The sequence below is a fragment of the Bacillus methanolicus MGA3 genome, assembly GCF_000724485.1.
GTDB lineage: Bacteria > Bacillota > Bacilli > Bacillales > Cytobacillaceae > Bacillus_Z > Bacillus_Z methanolicus_A.
The window spans coordinates 1029475-1049781 of the sequence record NZ_CP007739.1 but is presented as its reverse complement, the minus strand read 5'-3'; the positions used below and the strand labels follow the sequence as shown (position 1 = coordinate 1049781).

Genomic DNA, 20307 nt, shown 5'->3' with positions numbered 1-20307 from the left:
AAATAAGAAGAGGCTGTCTCATAAGGGTCTGACCCCATGTTCGTTTATCAATATATAGCACATTTATCCAATATTATGTCCTATATATTGTGTTATGAGGTCTGACCCTCTGGTTTTTGAGACAGCTTCTTTTAATGTGGAAAAGAGGCGGAGCGATGCTAACAAAAATAAAAATGTTAACCTGTCTGAGCAAATTTATCAAAATATCACCAATTGCCGTCCTTCAAATATTTTTTCAAAATCGCGCCATGGAGCCCAGGTTTTGAGACAAATAAAGAGTTTTTTTCCATAATCTTTATTGGTTCCCCTCTCAATGAAGACACTACACCTCCAAGCTCTTCAATGATCACGATACCTGCTGCAAAGTCCCATGGAGCAAGGCGCAAAGAAATATAGGCATCCAATCTGCCAGCAGCAACATATGTAATTTCAAGGGCAGCCGATCCATAGGATCTTGTTCCTCTCACATCTTTAACAAGAGCTGCGAGATAGGTCGGATCAATTCGTTTATTTGGCGTAATCCACGTGGCGTTAATACCAATAATCGCTTCAGAAACAGAAACTTCCTTAAGGGGAGGGAGGGGTTTTCCATTTAAATAAGCACCTTCTCCTTTAAATGCATGGTACAGTTCATCATGGACAACATCGTAAATTAATCCGATTCTACCGATACCATTTTCATAAATTCCAACAGAAATTGCAAAATTTCTTTGTTGATGAACAAAGTTCATCGTTCCGTCTATCGGATCAATAATCCAGACGATTCCCTTTTCATTATGCAGCTTATCGCCAAATCCTTCTTCACCTAATATGTAATGATCAGGATATATTTCTTTTATCTTTGTAATAAAGAATTGTTCTGTTTCCTTATCAATATTTGTAACTAGGTCATTAGGATTTGATTTTGCCTGAACATCTAAAGTTTTCGGAAAAGAGTCCTTAATTCTTTCTCCAGCTTCTTTTATCCATGCTTTTGCATTTTTATCAATTTCTTTCCAATTCGTCATATTAATCCTCCAATAATGAAAACTGTCACATGCTCCCATCTTAAGTATAAACAAGATCGTTTTAGACACATAAATTTACTAAAAGCTTAATGGAAATATTTGAACCTTTCAAGTTTTTTACTTTCTAGCCAACCGAAAATTCCATTGTTTTACTTTCATCATATACTCTATTTTGTTGGAAACAAAAACGAACCCCCACTTATCTTTCAGGAGTTCGTTTTTAACACTTAAGCCACTTATTTTGTTTTCCCATTTTCCCTTAACATGTACTCCTTTTTCAGACAATTTTTACAAAGCCTTAAGTTTGAGCAATTCTTGTCTGATATTTTCCAGATTTTTCTTGCATTCATTCTTCTTTTCTTCATTTTTTTCATTGATGGCTTCAAAAAGTGTTGCCAATTCATAATCCATTTCAAGCCTTAATACAGCTGTTCTTTCCATGTCTTTATTTTTCTTCCTTGTCGAATTTATTAATTGCTTCATTGAAAAAACACCCCTTCCAATTTTAGTAGATCTAATTTTCTGATTATTATTAATATTATATTATGAGCTATCCATTTTAGTTGCAACATTTTTTTTTACTAAAAATATCAAATTTATAATTACTTAAACCCTTTATATACAATGGCGTAAACTATGTTGGAGTATTTTTTCCCATGCATTTGTTTTCAACTTCTCATTTTTATCATATCACCTGAATTCGCCTCTTTGCCGGTTTTTACAGTCTTATATGGGGAATAACCGCTAACTTCTTCAAATTTGCTGCAAAGCTTTTTTTCTTGTGCCTTGCCTGGAACTATTTCTTTAAAACGTCGATAAGCATTAAGCAATTCATCACGGTTAACTCCTTTTTCATATGCTTTCTCGACAGCTTCAAAAAACTTAATGACATCCACAATTTCATCAGTGGACCAATCATAATCAATCGGATACTGATATTCCAATTTCAACACTCCTACTGTCTGACATCTTATATATCTGTTTTTGTATATTTCTCGAAATGTACTTTTTTAAATAGGTTTAATTCCCCACCGTTTACGGATTTCTTCTCCCTCTCGAATCATGCGATCAATTAATGCCTTTACAGAGGGAATATCTTTAATCAGCCCCATAACTTGGCCTGCCCATGCAAATCCTTCATTGATTTTTCCTTCATAAATAAATCGTTTATTTGCTGTTCCACTTATTAGGTCCTTTAACGCCTCATAGCCTCCGTTTTCTTTTTCAAGCTCAAGAATTTTTTCAGCCCATGAATTTAAGATGACTCTTGCGGGAGCACCTAGAGACTTCTTAATAATAACCGTATCATTTTCTGTACCCTCTACAAGCTGCTTTTTATAAATTTCATGTGCATGTACACATTCTTTTGTTGCAATAAATCTTGTGCCCATTTCGATTCCTTCTGCCCCTAGACTTAGAGCTGCCATCAACCCTCTTCCGTCGCCAATTCCCCCCGAAGCAATGACCGGAATTTTAACTGCATCGACAACTTGTGGAACAAGGACCATCGTTCCAATGTCATTTCTACCTAGATGGCCACCCCCTTCTTGTCCTACTACCATAACAGCATCAGCACCCAACTCTTCTGCTTTCTGTGCCTGTCTCTTCGCAGCAACAAGAACTAGTTTTTTTATATTAGTTCCTTCCAATTGTTCAAAAATAGGTGCAGGGTTTCCGCCTGTCATGGAGATAACCGGAACCTGTTCTTGTATCGCAATATCGAGCATATCAGAAAAAGGTCTGCCATGCTGCCCGATTGCAAAATTAACACCAAACGGTTTATCTGTTAAGGCTCTTACTTTTTGAATTTCTTCTTTTAAAGCCTGAGGGCTTCCGAGTGACATGGCTGTAATTTGCCCCAATCCTCCAGCATTTGATACTGCCGCAGCCAACTCTGAATAAGCTAAATATGCCAACCCCCCCTGTATAATTGGATAATGAATATTCAATAATTCAGTAACCCTAGTATTCCAATTCATGTCTGTGCCTCCAAACAGTTGTTATTGAGTTAATTCGCTGTTTCCATGTTATTTTCCTGTCTGTTTCTAAAACTAAAGTAAACTACATTAACGGTGAAAAATTACAGCTGTTTTTACAAATTTCTCCCTTTGCAAAGAAATGGATAGATGCTATAATTCATTTGTTTTATGACTTTTTCTTCATTGATTATTGATAAAGAGGTGTGACAACATTGCATCAATCTCAAACTCCGTTATTTAGCGGTCTAATAAAACATGCCAAAAAAAATCCGGTTCAGTTTCATATTCCAGGTCATAAAAAAGGTGCAGGAATCGACCCGGATTTTCGAAATTTTATTGGTGATAATGCATTATCAATTGATTTAATAAATATCGGTCCTCTTGATGATCTCCATCAGCCGAAAGGAATTATTAAGGAAGCTCAGGATCTTGCCGCTGAAGCTTTTGGAGCTGATCATACTTTTTTCTCTGTTCAAGGAACAAGTGGCGTGATCATGACAATGGTTATGTCTGTTTGCGGACCTGGCGACAAAATTATCGTTCCTAGAAATGTCCATAAATCCGTTATGTCTGCAATTGTTTTCTCAGGGGCTGTCCCGATTTTTATTCACCCGGAAATTGATGAAAATCTCGGAATTTCTCACGGGATTACAACAGAAGCAGTAGCAAAGGCACTCGAACAGCATCCAGATGCGAAAGGTGTTCTTGTTATTAATCCTACTTATTTTGGAATGGTTGCTGATCTAAAAGAGATCGTTTCGATTGCCCATAAATATAATGTTCCTGTTCTTGTCGATGAGGCCCATGGTACTCATATCCATTTTCATGATGACCTTCCTCTCTCGGCTATGCAAGCAGGTGCAGACATGGCAGCGTCGAGCGTTCATAAACTTGGAGGGTCAATGACTCAAAGTTCCATCTTGAACGTTCGTGAAGGTCTTATTTCTCCGAAAAGAGTTCAATCGATTTTAAGCATGTTGACAACTACATCAACTTCTTATTTACTCCTTGCTTCCTTAGATGTAGCGAGAAAGAGGTTGGCCACAGAAGGAAAAGAATTATTAGATAAGACTATTGAACTTGCACAATCGCTGCGAAAAAAAATAAATGAAATTGAACACTTATATTGTGTTGGCGATGAAATCCTCGGTTCAAAAGCAACCTTTGATTATGATCCGACTAAATTAACTATTTCTGTTAAAGATTTAGGGATCACCGGATATGATGCTGAGAAATGGCTGAGGGAAAAATATAATATTGAAGTCGAATTGTCAGACTTATACAATATTCTTTGCATTGTTACTCCTGGTGATACTGAAAAAGAAGCACAAATTCTGCTTGAAGCTTTGAAGAATTTATCAAAAGAATTTCATCATCAAGCAGAAAAAGTAAAGGTTCAAGTCATGCTTCCCGATATTCCGGTATTAGCATTAACTCCAAGAGATGCATTTTATGCAGAAACTGAAGTTGTACCTTTTGAAAAATCGGAAGGACGGATTATTGCTGAATTTGTCATGGTTTATCCGCCAGGAATTCCAATCTTTATCCCAGGAGAAATAATTACAAAAGAAAACCTTCTTTATATTAAGAAGAACATAGAGGCTGGTCTCCCGGTACAAGGCCCTGAAGATTATGAACTAAAAACATTAAGAGTGATAAAAGAACATAAAGCAATCCGTTAAGCATAAAAAAACCTTCCAGTCCATGGAAGGTTTTAATTTTTGTTAGCGCAGCTCCGCTACTTTTCCACACACAAAAAAAAGACACGTGAAATTTTTTCACATGCTCTTAACCTATCTATATATTATTCTTGCTCTTCATTCTCTTTATCGCAACAATTACAGTTTTTTGAATAAAGAACAGTTACTTTCTCAGCTTCAAAATGATCTATCGTTGAGTTACATTTTTGACATACAATCGTACCCATTTTTCAATCTCCCCTTCCTAAAGTTGTATATCAAGTTCTGAAAGCGCTTAAACATCTTTAATAGAATAATAATATAACACATTTAAAAATTCAAGCCTTATTATGTAACATTATTAAAAAAATTTGCGGATTTTTTACTTTTATTTAATTTTTTTTCGATTATTTTTATAATTAGTATAACACATTTATGAAAAACAGGCCTTACAAGGCCTGCTTTTAGGTTTTTAACAATATGAAAAATCTCATTCACTGTGTATGACTTTGAATTTAAATTGGTCAGTCTCCACAAGGAACATTTCGGAACCGATTTATCGCACGAAGAAAAGCGCTAGCTTTTCAAATTGCGCCCAGCCCTGGCTGGGCTAACCAATTCAATCCAGAATCTATTTGCTCTTTGCGTGTTTGGTCTTTTCCTTGTCGGGACTAAATGAGGCACTTTCTCCTTTGTTCTTAGTCATATTGAGGTTCGAAAGGAGTAGAAGGCAAAGCTTCTTGGAAAAATTCCACTAAATCAGCAACCTGTTGTTCATCCTGAATACGGAAAGTCTTCATTAAATAATCAGTATCTTCGAGGTCTCTTGGATCAAGGAGGGCTGAGCGGCCTGTTTGCATGCAGACAAAAAGCGGTTTTCCGAAAAACATACTTGTATACACGATTCCAAAGTCATAACGTGTCTGATCAGTCGCAAACCCAACAAATCGAACTTTCACTTTTTCATATTCATCATAAAGTTTTTCGAAAAATTTCATAACATACCTCCTTTTTTCATAGTTAGAAAATTATTATAATTCAAAACTTTAGTTTTGGCAACCGATTTTTTCTTTTTAATAAGTTGTCAGGTAATTTTTATCAAGCTAGAATATAAATAACAATTAAATTGGGAGAATAAGAGGGGATGAATGATGGCAACGAATGCATATATTAAACTTGTTTCTTCATCGGCCAAAAAGGATATTACATTAGAAGAGGTAAAAGAACTTCTTCTTTATTATAAAAACATTACTTCGAAAACTGGCGACCAGCTTGATTGGAACTATGAAGATGCAGCTTTTCCTTATGAAATTAAAGAAAATGAAGAAGCAAAAGGGAAATGGTTTTATTTGTTTTCTAACCAGGACCGCTATCGTACAATCATAATTGGGGTTGATAAAGAAACAATTGTTAGTGATGATGGAACAGAAATGGAACAAACATACATACAAATTACTCTTCCTGAGAGCTCAACATTTGGAGATAAAGGAAAAGCAAATGAGTTTTGTAAATTCCTTGCTAAGAAGCTGCAAGGAGAACTGCATTTGTTTAATGGACGAATTATGTACTATTATCCAAGAAAGTAAACAACAATAAATAATCCATTGAAATTTCGTTTTCTATGATCATAAGACATACTTTATTTGTTTTATATACTTAACCAAGACATCGTAATTTGAAATGTGCCATACAATGCAAGACTTATTAAAGTAACAAGCATCGTTTTTTTGGTTGAATTCATAAAAAAATTTCCGGCAATGATAGCTAAGTAAAAAAACACTAAAAACATCAAAACATTGTATATCGGGTGATCATGCTTTGATAGCCATTCCAAAAAAGTATATCCACTCCATAGTATCAACTGCACTAAAATAACAGTATATATCTTCATAGAACACCACCGCCATTTATATAACAATATATCCCCTTTACACAGCTAAAAAAGCTTGTATAGGTAATATATGTTGATAAGGTACAAGATATTTTTAAATCTGAACTTGTAAATATTTTGACGTAACTCTTATTATACAGAGGCTAACTCATAAACAAAGGGTCAGACCCCTCCAAATACAACATATAGCCAAACGGTACTAAAACCATGCTATACATTGTCATTGTTGGAGGGAGTCAGACCCTAATAAGTCAGCCCCTTGATTGGCTTTTATTTTAAAATATGGATCGGTGTGCCTAAAGCTACTTCTGCGGCTTCCATCGTAATCTCGCCCAAAGTTGGATGAGCGTGGATTGTCATGGCGAGGTCTTCAGCTGTCATTCCAGCTTCAATCGCAAGACCCAATTCAGCAATCATATCAGAAGCGCTCGGACCGGCAATTTGCGCACCGATTACTAGTCCGTCTTCTTTACGTGTAACCAGCTTCATAAATCCTTCACTGCTGTTCAGTGAAAGCGCACGGCCGTTTGCCCCAAATGGGAATCTCGCTGCAATGACTTCAATTCCTTCTTCTTTCGCTTGACTTTCCGTGTATCCAACAGAAGCTAATTCAGGGTCTGAAAAGACTACTGAAGGAATACCAAGATAATCGATTTCTGAGTTTTGGCCGGCAATCACTTCTGCGGCAATTTTTCCTTCATAAGATGCTTTATGAGCTAAATCAAAACCTTCAACAACATCGCCAATTGCAAAAATATTGCTTACAGAAGTTCGGCATTGTTTATCAGTTTTAATAATGCCTTTTTCATTCACTTCAATTCCCACTTGTTCTAAACCGAGTTCATCTGTATTTGGACGGCGGCCAACCATAACAAATACATAATCAGCCTCGATGCTTTTCTCTTCGCCCTTCACTTCGTATGTGACGACAACACCGTTTTCTTTTTCTTCAACACCTTTTGCCAGTGCTTTAGTAATTATTTCTGCCCCTTTTTTCTTTAGGTTACGCTTAACAAGTGCAGTCATTTGTTTTTCAAAGCCATTTAAAATTTCATCTGCAGCTTCAAGGATTGTGACTTGAGACCCAAAGCTTGCATATGCTCCGCCTAATTCTATTCCAATATATCCACCGCCGATGACGACAATTTTATTTGGAACCTCCTGAAGGCTCAAAGCACCAGTGGAATCAAGTACACGTTTTGAAAATTTAATTGAAGGCAATTCAATTGGACGCGAACCAGTAGCGATAATTGCATTTTTAAATTTATAAGTTTGAGCTGAATTTTCATCCATTACACGGACGGTATTTGCATCTACAAAGTATGCTTCTCCTTGCACAATATCTATTTTATTCCCTTTTAAGAGTCCTTCAACACCGCCAGTCAGCTTTTTGACAACTGAGGCTTTCCATTCTTGAACTTTTGAGAAATCTACTTTCACATTATCAGCAATAATTCCCATTGATTCGGAATTTTTTGCTATTTCATAACGGTGTCCGGCAGAAATTAAAGCTTTTGAAGGAATACATCCAACATTCAGACAAACACCGCCCACTGTTCCTTTCTCAACAATCATTACTTTTTGTCCAAGCTGTGCTGCACGGATTGCAGCTACATACCCGCCTGGGCCTGCACCAATGACAAGAGTTTCTGTTTCAATAGGGAAATCTCCTACAACCATTTTTTTACGCCTCCATTAGCAATAGTTCTGGATCGTTCAATAAACGTTTAATGTGGTTTAATGCATGTTGAGCTGTTGCACCGTCAATCAATCTGTGGTCAAAGCTTAACGATAAAGCCAATACTGGAGCTGCAACAATTTCGCCATCTTTTACTACAGGTTTTTCAGCAATTCGGCCGATTCCGAGGATGGCCACTTCAGGATGGTTAATAACCGGTGTAAACCATTGACCGCCGGCTGACCCGATATTTGTAATTGTACATGAAGCGCCTTTCATTTCATCTGGCGTCAATTTACCTTCACGGGCTTTTGTTGCCAAATCATTGATTTCTTTTGAAATATGGAATATTGATTTGCGGTCAGCATCTTTCACTACCGGAACTAATAAACCTCTGTCTGTATCTGCAGCAATTCCGATATTATAATAATGTTTATAGATAATTTCTTCTGTTGCGTCATCAAGTGAAGTATTTAATACTGGATATTCACGTAAAGCACTTGTTAATGCTTTTACCACATACGGCAGGAATGTAAGCTTAATACCTTTTTCTGCCGCGATTTCTTTGAATTTCTTGCGGTGGGCAACAAGTTTTGTTACATCTACTTCGTCCATAAGTGTAACATGTGGAGCCGTATGTTTAGAGTTTACCATGGCTTTGGCGATTGCCCTGCGAATTCCGCTCATTTTTTCTCGTGTTTCCGGATATTGACCTTGTGGAACAGCTGGTGCCGGTGCTGCATTTGCTTCTATTTGTGGTTTAACTGTTTGATCTTGATCCGCTTTCAGTGTTTCATCTTTAACCTGACCGCCTTTTAAGAATGCATCAATATCTTCTTTTAAGATACGTCCGTTTTTACCGGAACCAGCAACAAGACGAATATCAACACCATTGTCGCGGGCATATTTGCGAACAGAAGGCATTGCGATCACACGACGGTTAGGATCGACCTCTGTCTTAACAGGAGACTCTGCTTTAACTGCACCTTTTGATTCTTCCCTATTTGCATCTTTTTTAACATCCTGTCCGGATTCTGAGCTTGTTTGTGCTTGAGCTTCTGTCTTTTCATTTTTCTTTGGCACTTCTTCTACACTTTCGTCGCCTTTAAATTTCAAATTCTCATAGCCCGGAGCATCGAAAGTGATCAAAACTTGTCCGACAGTAGCCACAGTACCTTCTTCAACTAATATTTTTTCAACCGTACCTGCAACCGGAGAAGGAATTTCTACTACTGCTTTATCATTTTGTACTTCACATAAAACGTCATCTTCCTGAACTTTGTCACCTGGCTTTACAAACCACTTGACGATTTCACCTTCATGAATACCTTCACCAATGTCAGGCAATTTAAATTCAAATGCCACTTGGAATCACTCTCCTATGTTTACGTTGCTTGATTTGCAGCTTCGTTATATTTCGTACACAGGGGCAATCAATTCATGCCCCTTTTCTTTCCATCACAAATAGTTTAATCAAAAAGTCAAAACTTTTTTCGCCGTTTCAATGATGTCTTTATAGTTTGGAAGCCAGACAGATTCCGCTTGAGGGAACGGGTATACTGTATCAGGAGCTGTTACTCGCAATACTGGCGCTTCCAGGCTTAGGATGGCACGGTCATTGATTTCTGCGACAACATTTGCTGCAATACCTGCTTGTTTTTGTGCTTCCTGCACAACGATCGCACGGCCAGTTTTTTCCACTGAAGAAATTATTGTCTCAATATCAAGTGGAACAATTGTACGCAAATCAATCACTTCTGCGGAGTAGCCTTCTTTTTCAAGTTCTTCAGCAGCTTTTAGGGATTCATGCACCATTGCCCCATAAGTAATAATTGATAAATCAGAACCTTCCCGTTTAATATCTGCTTTACCTAAAGGAATTGTGTATTCCTCTTCAGGTACTTCCTGACGGAAAGAACGGTATAATTTCATATGCTCAAGAAAAATAACCGGATCGTTATCACGTATAGCAGAAATTAATAAACCTTTCGCATCATAAGGAGTTGAAGGGATGACAACTTTTAAACCTGGCTGCTGTGCTACTAAGCCTTCTAAGCTATCAGCATGAAGCTCCGGAGTATGCACCCCGCCTCCAAAAGGCGAACGAATAGTAATCGGGGCATTGTACCGGCCTCCGGAACGATAACGCATTCTGGCCATTTGACCGCTAATAGAATCCATTACCTCGTAAACAAAACCGAAAAACTGAATTTCAGGCACCGGACGGAAGCCTTGTAAACTAAGACCAATTGCTAATCCGCCGATTCCGGATTCAGCCAGCGGCGTATCAAACACACGGTCTTCGCCAAATTCTTGCTGAAGGCCTTCTGTTGCACGGAAAACACCGCCGTTTACGCCCACATCTTCACCGAAAACTAATACATTCGGATCATTTCTCATTTCCGTGCGTAACGCATCCGTGATTGCTTGAATCATTGTCATTTGCGCCATGGCTTACTTCGACTCCTTTTCTTTATAGATTTCATATTGTTCTTTTAAATAATAAGGCATTTCTTCATACATAATAGACATTAAATCAGTCACCTTTTGTTTTGGTGCCTCATCCGCTTTTTTGATCGCCTCTTTAATGTCTTCTTTCGCTTTTTCGATAATTTCATTTTCCATTTCTTCGTTCCAAATTCCCTTGTTTTCCAAGAACTTACGGAAACGAACAATCGGATCTTTCTTTTCCCATTCATTGTCTAGATCGGCTGAACGATAACGAGTTGGGTCATCTCCCGCCATTGTGTGCGGACCGTAACGGTATGTTAATGTTTCGATTAAAGTAGGTCCTTCACCATTAATAGCGCGTTTTCGGGCATCGCGTACAGCAACGTAAACTGCCAAAGGATCCATTCCATCAACTTGGATTCCAGGAATTCCAGCTGCAACAGCTTTTTGAGCAATAGTTTTTGCTGCAGATTGCTTTTCAACAGGTGTAGAAATCGCAAAGCGGTTATTTTGCACAATAAAAATAGCTGGAGCTTTAAAAGCACCGGCAAAGTTTATTCCTTCGTAGAAGTCACCCTGTGAAGCTCCGCCGTCACCTGTATAAGTGATCGCAACAGATTTGGCTCCGCGTTTTTTCATGCCCAGTGCAACGCCTGCAGCCTGAACGTATTGGGCACCTATAATAATTTGTGGAGGAATTACATTAACTCCTTCAGGAATTTGTCCTCCTTGAAAATGGCCGCGGGACCATAAGAATGCTTGATATAATGGCAAGCCGTGCCAGATCAATTGCGGCACATCACGATATCCAGGCAAAATAAAGTCTTCTTTTTCTAATGCGAACTGTGATGCAAGCTGAGAAGCTTCCTGGCCTGCTGTAGGCGCATAGAAACCTAATCGTCCCTGGCGGTTTAATGAAATGGAACGTTGGTCGAGAATACGTGTATAAACCATGCGGCGCATTAATTCTTGTAATTGTTCATTACTTAATTCCGGCATTGCCGCTTCATTTACGACTTCCCCATTTTCATTTAGAATTTGAAACGTTTCGAACTGCTGCTCAATTTTTTCAAGCGAATGTTTAACATCCAATAGTTCCTTCTTTGTTTTAGAAGCCATCTTTGCCACCTCTTCCTTTCTTTATAAATAAAATTAAAATGGATAGTAGTAAAAATATAAATATAGGTTACCCAAATGTAAGGCTAAATAGAAACCTGTAATGTCTTTCGGGCCGTTGAATCATGCTGTCAAGCGAAAGAATATCAACAACTTCCTTTTTTTGTAATGAATAACCACACTCTATGCAGTTTTCCACAAGTTTGATATTTAATAACGTTCAATTGTAATTTTCACGATTCTCCCATCCTGTATTAATGAAATTTCAAACAACATTAATACAACAACCCTTTGCATTTTAAGTTTACATATAAAAAAGATGCTCGTCAAATACTAATTATAAGTTTTTATACGTTTTCATATTCGTAATGATATTTAACCAAATTCCAAACTGTATTATTAGAAAATAACAAACTGTACTATAAAACTTCGCTAGATTCTGAATGTGTTATAATAAAGAAAATTCATAGCAACGCATAAAAAAGAACCAGCATTAGATGCTGATTCTTTTAATGGGATTTTTCTCTGATATTTGCTTTTTCTTAAAAATTTCTTTTCGCTTTATTATAATTTTCTGTGAATTTATTGAATTCTTTGACTTTTATGGCTTATCTATTTCCCATTGTATTCCTTATTAAATCAATTATGCCTGGGCACAGGCCTATACAATTTGGTTTTTACACTCATAGGCTATAGTAATCGCCGGTTATATATCATTTCTGGACGATATACTTTTTTAGGGGAGGTTATCCTTATGTACGGTTATGGTGGATACGGTTATGGTTGTTATCCAAGTTCCTGCCACGGATACGGAAAAGGATTTGCGTTAATCGTAGTTTTATTTATTCTCCTCATCATCGTTGGCTGTGCCTGCTGGAACTACTAAAAGCGGAGAGCACGAGGAGTTAGAAATGAGAAGGTGTTTTTAACATCTTCTTTTTTTGTTAACTTTTTTTCCCTTCTTTGTTAGACTAAAATCGTACTTACTAGCAAAGAGCTGCTTATACATGTATTGCAGAGCCATAAGGAGTGTGTAACTATGATTACGATGGAAGACATCATCCGTGACGGGCATCCAACTTTACGAAAAGTTGCTGAAGAAGTTACATTGCCTCCGTCAGATGAGGATAAACGTATATTAAAAAGCTTATTGGAATATGTAAAAAACAGCCAAAACCCGGAAATTTCAGAAAAGTATGGCTTGAGGCCAGGGATTGGTCTTGCCGCACCGCAAATAAATGTTTCAAAGCGTATGATCGCTGTCCATGTCCATGACGAAAAAGGGACTCTTTACAGTTATGCTCTATTCAATCCTAAAATCGTAAGCCATTCTGTTGAGAGGGCTTATTTAACATCTGGAGAAGGATGCCTGTCTGTTGACGAATCCATCCCAGGTTATGTGCCAAGATATGCCCGCGTTACCGTAAAAGGTTTTGATATTGAAGGAAATGAAGTCAAACTGCGATTAAGAGGTTTGCCGGCTATTGTGTTTCAGCATGAAATCGATCATTTGAACGGCATTATGTTTTATGATCATATTGATAAACAAGATCCTTTTAAGCCAATTGAAAACGCAATCCCAATCGAACGATAATAATCTTCTATTTAAGTAAAGAACTGGGATGACCGGTTCTTTAGCACTACGAATATTTACAAATCTTTTCCAGTTTTCCCCATGAAAAAAAGCAATAATTTATCATATAATATAATAAAAAGCGCCCTTATTAAAAAGTATTCTTTTTAAACATTTTCCTTGATTGCTTTACTTTGGACAAGGATTGTTTAAAATAAGTAGTAAGGAGTTGATCCACTATGTTAAAGAAGCTCAGAAAAAAGCTTTTAAAACAGTGGAAAGAATTGCTTCGTAAAAAATCAATTGCCTAAAATGTTTTTTTGAGCCCTTCAAGCTTGCGAAGGGCTCCTTCCTTATTGTAAATTGATAATCAGTTGTTTACATACTTTTCACTTATAATCTAAATTTTTCCTGATTTTAGTGACATACCGGTTAAAAATAATGAAATACACTTTATTTTTATATATAATAAAAAAGTTATTTTGGAGTAAGGAGAGAATTTAAATGATTTTCAAAGTATTCTATCAGGAATCAATGACCCAAGTGCCAGTAAGGGAAAAAACAAAAACTCTTTATATTGAAGCTGAATCAGAAAGAGATGTTCGTTCTAAACTAGCAGACCGGGATATAAACATTGAATTTATACAACCTATTTCGGGAGCTTTTCTAGAATATGAACAACAAAAAGAAGACTTTAAAGTATTGGAGATTGAATAATTTATGAAATTTGTAAAAAATGATCAAACTGCCGTGTTTGCCCTTGGAGGACTTGGGGAGATCGGCAAAAATACGTATGCGGTTCAGTTTCAGGATGAAATCATCCTTATTGATGCTGGGATCAAGTTTCCTGAAGACGAATTACTGGGTATCGATTACGTCATACCTGACTACACATACCTTATTAAGAACGAAGACAAAATTAAAGGCCTTTTCGTTACACATGGACACGAAGACCATATAGGTGGAATTCCATACCTGCTCAGAGAAATAAATATTCCAATTTACGGCGGAAAATTGGCATTAGGCTTAATAAAAAACAAACTGGAAGAACATGGACTTCTTAGAAATGCAAAGCTTTTTGAAATTAAAGAAGATGACGTCATTAAGTTCCGCAAAACTTCGGTTACATTTTTCCGAACGACCCACAGCATACCTGATTCATACGGAATTGTCGTTAAAACGCCTCCAGGTCAAATCGTTCACACAGGCGATTTTAAATTTGATTTTACTCCAGTTGGCGAACCTGCTAATTTAACAAAAATGGCTGAAATCGGTAAAGAGGGAGTCTTGTGCTTGCTCTCTGACAGTACCAATAGTGAAATACCAAATTTCACTATGTCAGAACGTCGCGTCGGAGAAAGCATTCAAGACATCTTCCGAAAAGTAGATGGCCGCATCATTTTTGCGACGTTTGCATCAAACATCCATCGTCTTCAACAAGTAACAGAAGCGGCTGTCATGAATGGCAGGAAAATCGCTGTATTTGGACGAAGCATGGAGGCAGCAATTGAGATCGGCAGAGATTTAGGCTATATCCGTGCGCCTAAAGATACGTTTATCGATGCACAGCACATTAATCGACTTCCTGCGAACCAAGTAACTATTCTTTGTACAGGAAGCCAGGGAGAGCCAATGGCTGCCCTTTCACGAATTGCCAATGGCACACACCGTCAAATACAAATTATTCCGGGAGATACAGTTGTCTTCTCTTCTTCTCCAATCCCGGGGAATACGATAAGCGTTAGCAGAACAATCAACCTTCTTTACCGAGCCGGAGCGGAGGTTATCCATGGTTCGTTAAATGACATTCATACATCAGGCCATGGTGGACAAGAAGAACAAAAATTAATGCTGCGCTTAATGAAGCCTAAATTCTTTATGCCGATCCACGGAGAATACCGGATGCAGAAAATGCATGTAAAACTCGCTGTGGATTGCGGAGTACCTGAGGAAAACTGCTTTATTATGGACAACGGTGAAGTTCTTGCTTTAAGCCAAGACGAAGCAAGAGTAGCTGGAAAAATCCCTTCAGGTTCTGTGTATATTGACGGGAGCGGTGTCGGCGATATAGGAAATATTGTTTTAAGAGATCGCAGAATTTTATCTGAAGAAGGACTGGTTGTTGTTGTTGTCAGCATTAATATGAAAGATTTTAAAATTGCTGCCGGTCCTGATATTATTTCACGCGGTTTCGTCTATATGAGGGAGTCGGGTGACCTTATCAATGATGCCCAAACATTAATTACAAAACATCTTAATAAAGTAATGGAAAGAAAAACAACACTATGGTCAGAAATCAAGAATGAAATTACTGATACACTTGCACCGTTCCTATATGAAAAAACAAAACGTAGGCCAATGATCCTGCCGATTATTATGGAAGTTTAATAAAAAAAGCCAGCATTTGTGCGCTGGCTTTTTTATTTGCTTTTCCTCTTATATTTTTTCACCATCAAATAAACACATACTCCTGCTAACACGATCAACAATAAAATTGGCAAGTTTCCGAATATAAAGACTGTCATTCCGGAAAATGCTGTTAAGAGAAGATTTAAGCTTTCGGCAAATTGTTTTTTTGTTCTTTCCCAAGTATTCAAATCCTCTTTTTTAATTTCAGGAATAACAATTTTGTTCTCATTTAAAGTAATTGAAACTGTAGAAAAAACAGTCTGGTTCTGAAAATATCTTATTTTCCCTGTTAATTGTTCGATTTCCTCCTGAACTTTTGATAAATCAGTAGAGATCTTCAATAAATCATCCGTCTTCTGAGCATTTTTCATAAAAGTAATCAGACGTTCTTCGACCGCTTTTTTTGACCGCAATCTTGACTCCAAATCTACATATTCTTCTGTTACATCTTGGCCGCTGACATGGCGTGACAGAACTTCAACAGCCTCTCTTTCTGCATCTTTCAGAAATGCATCAAACTTATCTTGAGGGATTCTAAGCGTTAACGTACCTTCTACATGTCCTTCTCCGTCACGATAGACATTTGAATCAACGATATAGCCTCCAAATTTTTTAGCCTTTTCTTCAATTGACGCTTGGGCTTTATTAAAATTTTTAACACTTAGATTCAACTCCGCATGATAAATAACCTTACGATCTGTTGCCGCCAAAGTTTGATTGTTGTTTGTTTCTTCACCTATTGTTTCTGCAGTTTCTTCTCCCTTCTCCTTATTGCCAATATCGCGACTTGACATAGTATTGGAACCTGTTGATTCGATATTACTGTTTTCGACACTTTTTCTCTCGACACTTTTGCTGCTGCAGCCGGTGAGTATGAGAATAAGAAAAACAAACAGATAAAAAAACCACCTTAACTTCATTTATCGCCACGTCCCTTCATTCTTTACATACTGAGACGTTGCACCTTATTAAAAGTTACATCAAATGCACAGTATAAAAAAAGATTGGCCAATAGACCAATCTTTACTATGCGCTTTGTTCAGTTTCACTCAAGACACGATTTACACGTTTCTCAAGCATTTTCATTCCGCTTCCGCCAGCTTGATAGTGGCGAAGGTTCCCGTCTTTATCAAATACATAATACGCTGGAACATATTGATTTTCAAATGCATCTGCTAACTTAAGCTCGCTGTCAACGAAAATTGGCTGGGTGATTCCATGCTCCGCTGCTACTTTTTTAATATCTTCAATATCTAGATCATTTTCGGAACGTGGCATATGGACAGCAACAACATTTAGTTTGTCTTTATATTCATCTCGAAATTGATTTACTTGAGGCATTGCTTCTTTGCATAAATGGCAGCTGATTGACCAGAAGTGAATTAGTGTAGGTTTTTCACCTATAAGCTGTTCCCTTGTAACTTCTCCATTTAACCATGCTGTTGCACCGGTCAACTCAGGCATTGGTTCGCGTAATTTCATTTCAATCTTCTCCTTCATGCACAAATCATGAACGATTTAGAAAGCTTCGTTACGATTTATCTAATTAAAAGGCCTAACTGCAATGGTTAGGCCTTTTTAAATTGAAAATGGTATTAAACGTTCAAAGTTGCTTGTCCTGGTCTCCAGTTTGCAGGGCAAAGTCCGCCAGTTTGAAGAGCTTGAAGAACACGCAGCGTTTCATCTACATCGCGGCCGATATTGTTGTGGTTAATAACTGAATACATTAACTCGCCTTCTGGGTTGATAATGAATAGTCCGCGAAGTGCAACGCCTTCTTCTTCAATAAGTACGCCATACTCACGAGAAACAACATGGTTTGTATCAGCTGCTAATGGATATTTGATATCTCCAAGACCATTGTCTTTACGGTCAGTTTTAATCGATGCTAAGTGAGTGTGAATTGTATCTGTAGAAACGCCAATTACTTCAGCATCAAGATCTTCAAACTCATCGTAACGGTCAGATAATGCAATAATTTCAGTCGGGCAAACAAATGTAAAGTCCATTGGATAGAAGAAAAGAACTGTCCATTTACCCTTTTTCATATTTTCCTCAAGGCTTACTTTCCCAAATTCTTTGTTTGGCATGACTGCATCCATTTCAAAACGTGGTGCTTGTTTTCCTACCATACGTTCTGGCATTAATTATCCCTCCATTTATATTTATTAAATGGGCAAACCCTTAAAGGCTTGTCCCATTTACATCCATTCGAATATCATTATAGTACAAGGCTTATTTTTAGTCAATATTAAATTATAATTTATTTAAATAAAGATTAATTATTATTCTAAGAAAATGCCATTAATTGTTTTTCCCTTATCACACATATTTATTCCTTATTAATAATTGTACTGGATCTGTTAATATTTTCTTCTTCTCACGTTTATAGTTTATCACGAAAATTTTTGGGTTCAAAATCATATGCTTTTTCAAAAATGATCGGAAAAAGGGGGCTGAAGGTCAGACCCCTCCAATTCAACATAAAGCTAACATTAAAATGCCAGTCTATATATTGTCATTGTCAAAGCTAGTCAGACCCTTATGAGTCAGCCCCTATCGATTTCCTTTATATTCAATGTATTTTGTGAGAAAAGAAATAGCTTTCTCAATTGCAGCTTCATTTGGATTTAATTTTGAATGATGGAGCCCGTACTCTGACTCAACACCGAGCCAAAACATGAAGCCTGGAATTTCTCTTAACATATAACCAAAATCCTCACCTGTCATCGCTTCTTTACATTCGATGACTTGAATATCCGTATGATTTCTCATATAATCCATAAATTCTTCTGTTAACTTTTCTTCATTATATACTTGATAATACATTGAACCAAAGTCCACGCTTACTTCACATTCGTATCCTATTTCTACACCTTTTATTAAAGACAAGATTCTGTCCTTCACTCTTTTCATGGAGTCAACGGAAAGAGTCCTAATTGTCCCTTCAAGCCTTGCTTTCTCAGCAATAATATTTTGCACCGTTCCACCGGTAATCTTACCGATTGTTATGACAGCACTATCAAGAGGGTCAACATATCTTGCCACAACAGTCTGAAGCTGGGTAACCAGCGAACAAGCTGCAACAATCATATCTTTTGTTTGATGAGGATAGGCCGCATGTCCTCCTTTTCCTTTCAAATCGATGAACAATTCAGAGGTGTTTGCAAACAGAAGTCCCTTTTTAAGTGCGATTGCACCGACAGGATATTCAGGTGCAATATGCAAGGCAAAAATAAGATCCGGTTTCCACTCCTGCATTATTTCTGACTTTAACATTGGTTCAGCACCGCCTGGACCTTCTTCTGCAGGTTGAAAAATAAATAATAGATGGTCATCGATTGGATTTTTTGCAAAATATGTTACGAGCCCCAACGCAATGCTCATATGGAAATCATGGCCGCAAGCATGCATATTTCCTTCATGCAATGATCGATAAGGCAATTCCGTTTCTTCCGTAATCGGCAAACCATCAATATCTGTTCTGTATCCAATTGTTTTGCGTGGATTTTTTCCATTAACCTTTACGAAAAGCCCGGTTTTCCATTTTTTTATTTCTATTGCTTCTTGAGGAAGCGACTGTAGATAGTTTAATAAATATCGCTGTGTTTTAAATTCTTGAAAGCCGAGTTCTGGAATCTGATGCAGATCACGGCGGATTTTTACAAACGGACTTGTCATCGTTTCCAATATTTTACCCCCCTAATAAAAAAGCGCGCGGATAATGATCCACGCTAGTTGTGCTTTTTTCACTTATTATAATTGACGAAGTTCCTGCTTAATTTCTGTTTTAGATTTCGTTTTTTCATCGATTTCTTTAATAACACGTGCAGGTGTGCCTGCCACAACTGTATATGGAGGAACATCTTCAATGACAATTGCTCCTGCAGCAACTACAGCACCCTTGCCTACTGTCACGCCTTCCAATACAACTGCATTCGCTCCAATTACAACGTCATCTTCAACGACTACAGGCTTTGCTGAAGGAGGTTCTATAACTCCGGCCAAAACAGCACCTGCACCAACATGACAATTTTTACCTACCGTAGCACGACCGCCGAGAACAGCGTTCATATCAATCATTGTTCCTTCCCCAACAACAGCACCAATATTAATGACTGCACCCATCATGATCACGGCATTGTCGCCAATTTCAACTTGGTCGCGAATAATCGCACCAGGTTCAATCCGGGCTTTGATATTTTTTATATTCAATAGCGGAATCGCAGAATTCCGGCGGTCATTCTCAATTACATAATCCTCAATTTTGGCTTGGTTGGACTCAAGAACTCGATTAATTTCACTCCATTCGCCAAAAACAACGCCTGTGTTGCCATTAATAAAAGTTTTTGCATTTGGGCCAAAATCAATTTCAGATAATTGACCCTTTACGTAAACTTTAACCGGTGTAGATTTTTTGCTATTTTGAATGAATGAAATAATTTCGTTTGCATCCATCATTTTCATTAGAAAGTCCTCCTCTATGTATATGCTAAAAATACTTTATCAAACAAAAATATTGAA

The 20307-nt window shown here is 37.4% G+C and carries 21 protein-coding genes; 6 read left to right on the top strand and 15 right to left on the bottom strand.

Features of this window, described 5'->3' with window-relative positions; translation table 11 throughout:
• Nucleotides 1-206: 206 nt before the first annotated feature.
• The 4 genes from BMMGA3_RS05190 to BMMGA3_RS05175 all read right to left on the bottom strand — a co-directional run bounded on the left by BMMGA3_RS05190 (nucleotide 207) and on the right by BMMGA3_RS05175 (nucleotide 2986).
• Nucleotides 207-1007 carry an inositol monophosphatase family protein gene (locus BMMGA3_RS05190; RefSeq protein ID WP_003348784.1) on the bottom strand — a complete coding sequence of 267 codons (801 nt, stop codon included), beginning with the start codon at nucleotides 1005-1007 and terminating at the stop codon, nucleotides 207-209.
• A gap of 288 nt (nucleotides 1008-1295) precedes the next feature.
• On the bottom strand, nucleotides 1296-1490 hold the full coding sequence (locus tag BMMGA3_RS05185) for a hypothetical protein (protein WP_003348780.1): 195 nt from the start codon (nucleotides 1488-1490) through the stop codon (nucleotides 1296-1298).
• Between the two features lie 185 nt (nucleotides 1491-1675).
• Nucleotides 1676-1951 carry a UPF0223 family protein gene (locus tag BMMGA3_RS05180; RefSeq protein ID WP_003348778.1) on the bottom strand — a complete coding sequence of 92 codons (276 nt, stop codon included), beginning with the start codon at nucleotides 1949-1951 and terminating at the stop codon, nucleotides 1676-1678.
• A gap of 66 nt (nucleotides 1952-2017) precedes the next feature.
• On the bottom strand, nucleotides 2018-2986 hold the full coding sequence (locus tag BMMGA3_RS05175) for an NAD(P)H-dependent flavin oxidoreductase (protein WP_003348776.1): 969 nt from the start codon (nucleotides 2984-2986) through the stop codon (nucleotides 2018-2020).
• Nucleotides 2987-3198: 212 nt separating this feature from the next.
• Between BMMGA3_RS05175 and BMMGA3_RS05170 the strand changes: the two genes are divergently transcribed.
• Nucleotides 3199-4668: an aminotransferase class I/II-fold pyridoxal phosphate-dependent enzyme gene (locus tag BMMGA3_RS05170; RefSeq protein ID WP_003348775.1), complete on the top strand. Its 1470-nt coding sequence runs from the start codon at nucleotides 3199-3201 to the stop codon at nucleotides 4666-4668.
• 122 nt (nucleotides 4669-4790) lie between these two features.
• On the opposite strand, the gene BMMGA3_RS05165 is transcribed toward BMMGA3_RS05170, so the two are convergent.
• A complete protein-coding gene (locus BMMGA3_RS05165; RefSeq protein ID WP_003348773.1) occupies nucleotides 4791-4913 on the bottom strand; it encodes a GapA-binding peptide SR1P in 123 nt (40 codons plus the stop codon).
• 450 nt (nucleotides 4914-5363) lie between these two features.
• Entirely contained in the window at nucleotides 5364-5663 is a 300-nt protein-coding gene (locus tag BMMGA3_RS05160) for a DUF3055 domain-containing protein (RefSeq protein ID WP_003348771.1), read from the bottom strand.
• 153 nt (nucleotides 5664-5816) lie between these two features.
• Between BMMGA3_RS05160 and BMMGA3_RS05155 the strand changes: the two genes are divergently transcribed.
• Nucleotides 5817-6251, top strand: a complete 435-nt coding sequence (locus BMMGA3_RS05155; protein WP_003348770.1) for a DUF1885 family protein — start codon at nucleotides 5817-5819, stop codon at nucleotides 6249-6251.
• Nucleotides 6252-6826: 575 nt separating this feature from the next.
• Here the strand turns inward: BMMGA3_RS05155 and lpdA are convergent.
• The 4 genes from lpdA to pdhA form a co-directional block, all read right to left on the bottom strand.
• Nucleotides 6827-8236, bottom strand: a complete 1410-nt coding sequence (gene lpdA, locus BMMGA3_RS05145; protein ID WP_003348768.1) for a dihydrolipoyl dehydrogenase — start codon at nucleotides 8234-8236, stop codon at nucleotides 6827-6829.
• A 4-nt stretch (nucleotides 8237-8240) separates the two neighbouring features.
• The gene (locus tag BMMGA3_RS05140) at nucleotides 8241-9599 is read right to left on the bottom strand and encodes a dihydrolipoamide acetyltransferase family protein (RefSeq protein ID WP_003348767.1); all 1359 of its coding nucleotides are present in this window, start codon (nucleotides 9597-9599) and stop codon (nucleotides 8241-8243) included.
• A gap of 108 nt (nucleotides 9600-9707) precedes the next feature.
• Entirely contained in the window at nucleotides 9708-10685 is a 978-nt protein-coding gene (locus BMMGA3_RS05135) for an alpha-ketoacid dehydrogenase subunit beta (protein WP_003348766.1), read from the bottom strand.
• 3 nt (nucleotides 10686-10688) lie between these two features.
• Entirely contained in the window at nucleotides 10689-11804 is a 1116-nt protein-coding gene (gene pdhA / locus BMMGA3_RS05130; RefSeq protein WP_003348765.1) for a pyruvate dehydrogenase (acetyl-transferring) E1 component subunit alpha, read from the bottom strand.
• Nucleotides 11805-12555: 751 nt separating this feature from the next.
• On the opposite strand from pdhA, the gene BMMGA3_RS17140 reads away from it, so the two are divergent.
• The 4 genes from BMMGA3_RS17140 (at nucleotide 12556) to rnjA (ending at nucleotide 15762) form a co-directional block, all read left to right on the top strand.
• Nucleotides 12556-12687 (top strand): YjcZ family sporulation protein, encoded by a 132-nt coding sequence (locus BMMGA3_RS17140; RefSeq protein WP_003348764.1) that lies wholly within the window; start codon nucleotides 12556-12558, stop codon nucleotides 12685-12687.
• A 153-nt stretch (nucleotides 12688-12840) separates the two neighbouring features.
• Nucleotides 12841-13395 carry a peptide deformylase gene (gene def / locus BMMGA3_RS05125; RefSeq protein ID WP_003348763.1) on the top strand — a complete coding sequence of 185 codons (555 nt, stop codon included), beginning with the start codon at nucleotides 12841-12843 and terminating at the stop codon, nucleotides 13393-13395.
• Nucleotides 13396-13878: 483 nt separating this feature from the next.
• Nucleotides 13879-14091, top strand: a complete 213-nt coding sequence (locus BMMGA3_RS05120) for a DNA-dependent RNA polymerase subunit epsilon (RefSeq protein ID WP_003348762.1) — start codon at nucleotides 13879-13881, stop codon at nucleotides 14089-14091.
• Nucleotides 14092-14094: 3 nt separating this feature from the next.
• Nucleotides 14095-15762: a ribonuclease J1 gene (rnjA, locus tag BMMGA3_RS05115; protein WP_003348758.1), complete on the top strand. Its 1668-nt coding sequence runs from the start codon at nucleotides 14095-14097 to the stop codon at nucleotides 15760-15762.
• 32 nt (nucleotides 15763-15794) lie between these two features.
• Here rnjA and BMMGA3_RS05110 read toward each other — a convergent pair whose 3' ends face one another.
• From BMMGA3_RS05110 to dapD, 5 genes are all read right to left on the bottom strand, one after another.
• Nucleotides 15795-16703 (bottom strand): DUF4349 domain-containing protein, encoded by a 909-nt coding sequence (locus BMMGA3_RS05110; RefSeq protein ID WP_003348757.1) that lies wholly within the window; start codon nucleotides 16701-16703, stop codon nucleotides 15795-15797.
• A 106-nt stretch (nucleotides 16704-16809) separates the two neighbouring features.
• Nucleotides 16810-17265: a TlpA family protein disulfide reductase gene (locus tag BMMGA3_RS05105; protein ID WP_003348755.1), complete on the bottom strand. Its 456-nt coding sequence runs from the start codon at nucleotides 17263-17265 to the stop codon at nucleotides 16810-16812.
• A 113-nt stretch (nucleotides 17266-17378) separates the two neighbouring features.
• Nucleotides 17379-17927: a peroxiredoxin gene (locus BMMGA3_RS05100; protein WP_003348753.1), complete on the bottom strand. Its 549-nt coding sequence runs from the start codon at nucleotides 17925-17927 to the stop codon at nucleotides 17379-17381.
• Between the two features lie 412 nt (nucleotides 17928-18339).
• Nucleotides 18340-19473 (bottom strand): N-acetyldiaminopimelate deacetylase, encoded by a 1134-nt coding sequence (locus BMMGA3_RS05095; RefSeq protein ID WP_034669538.1) that lies wholly within the window; start codon nucleotides 19471-19473, stop codon nucleotides 18340-18342.
• Nucleotides 19474-19539: 66 nt separating this feature from the next.
• A complete protein-coding gene (dapD, locus tag BMMGA3_RS05090; RefSeq protein ID WP_003348748.1) occupies nucleotides 19540-20250 on the bottom strand; it encodes a 2,3,4,5-tetrahydropyridine-2,6-dicarboxylate N-acetyltransferase in 711 nt (236 codons plus the stop codon).
• Between the last annotated feature and the right edge of the window lie 57 nt (nucleotides 20251-20307).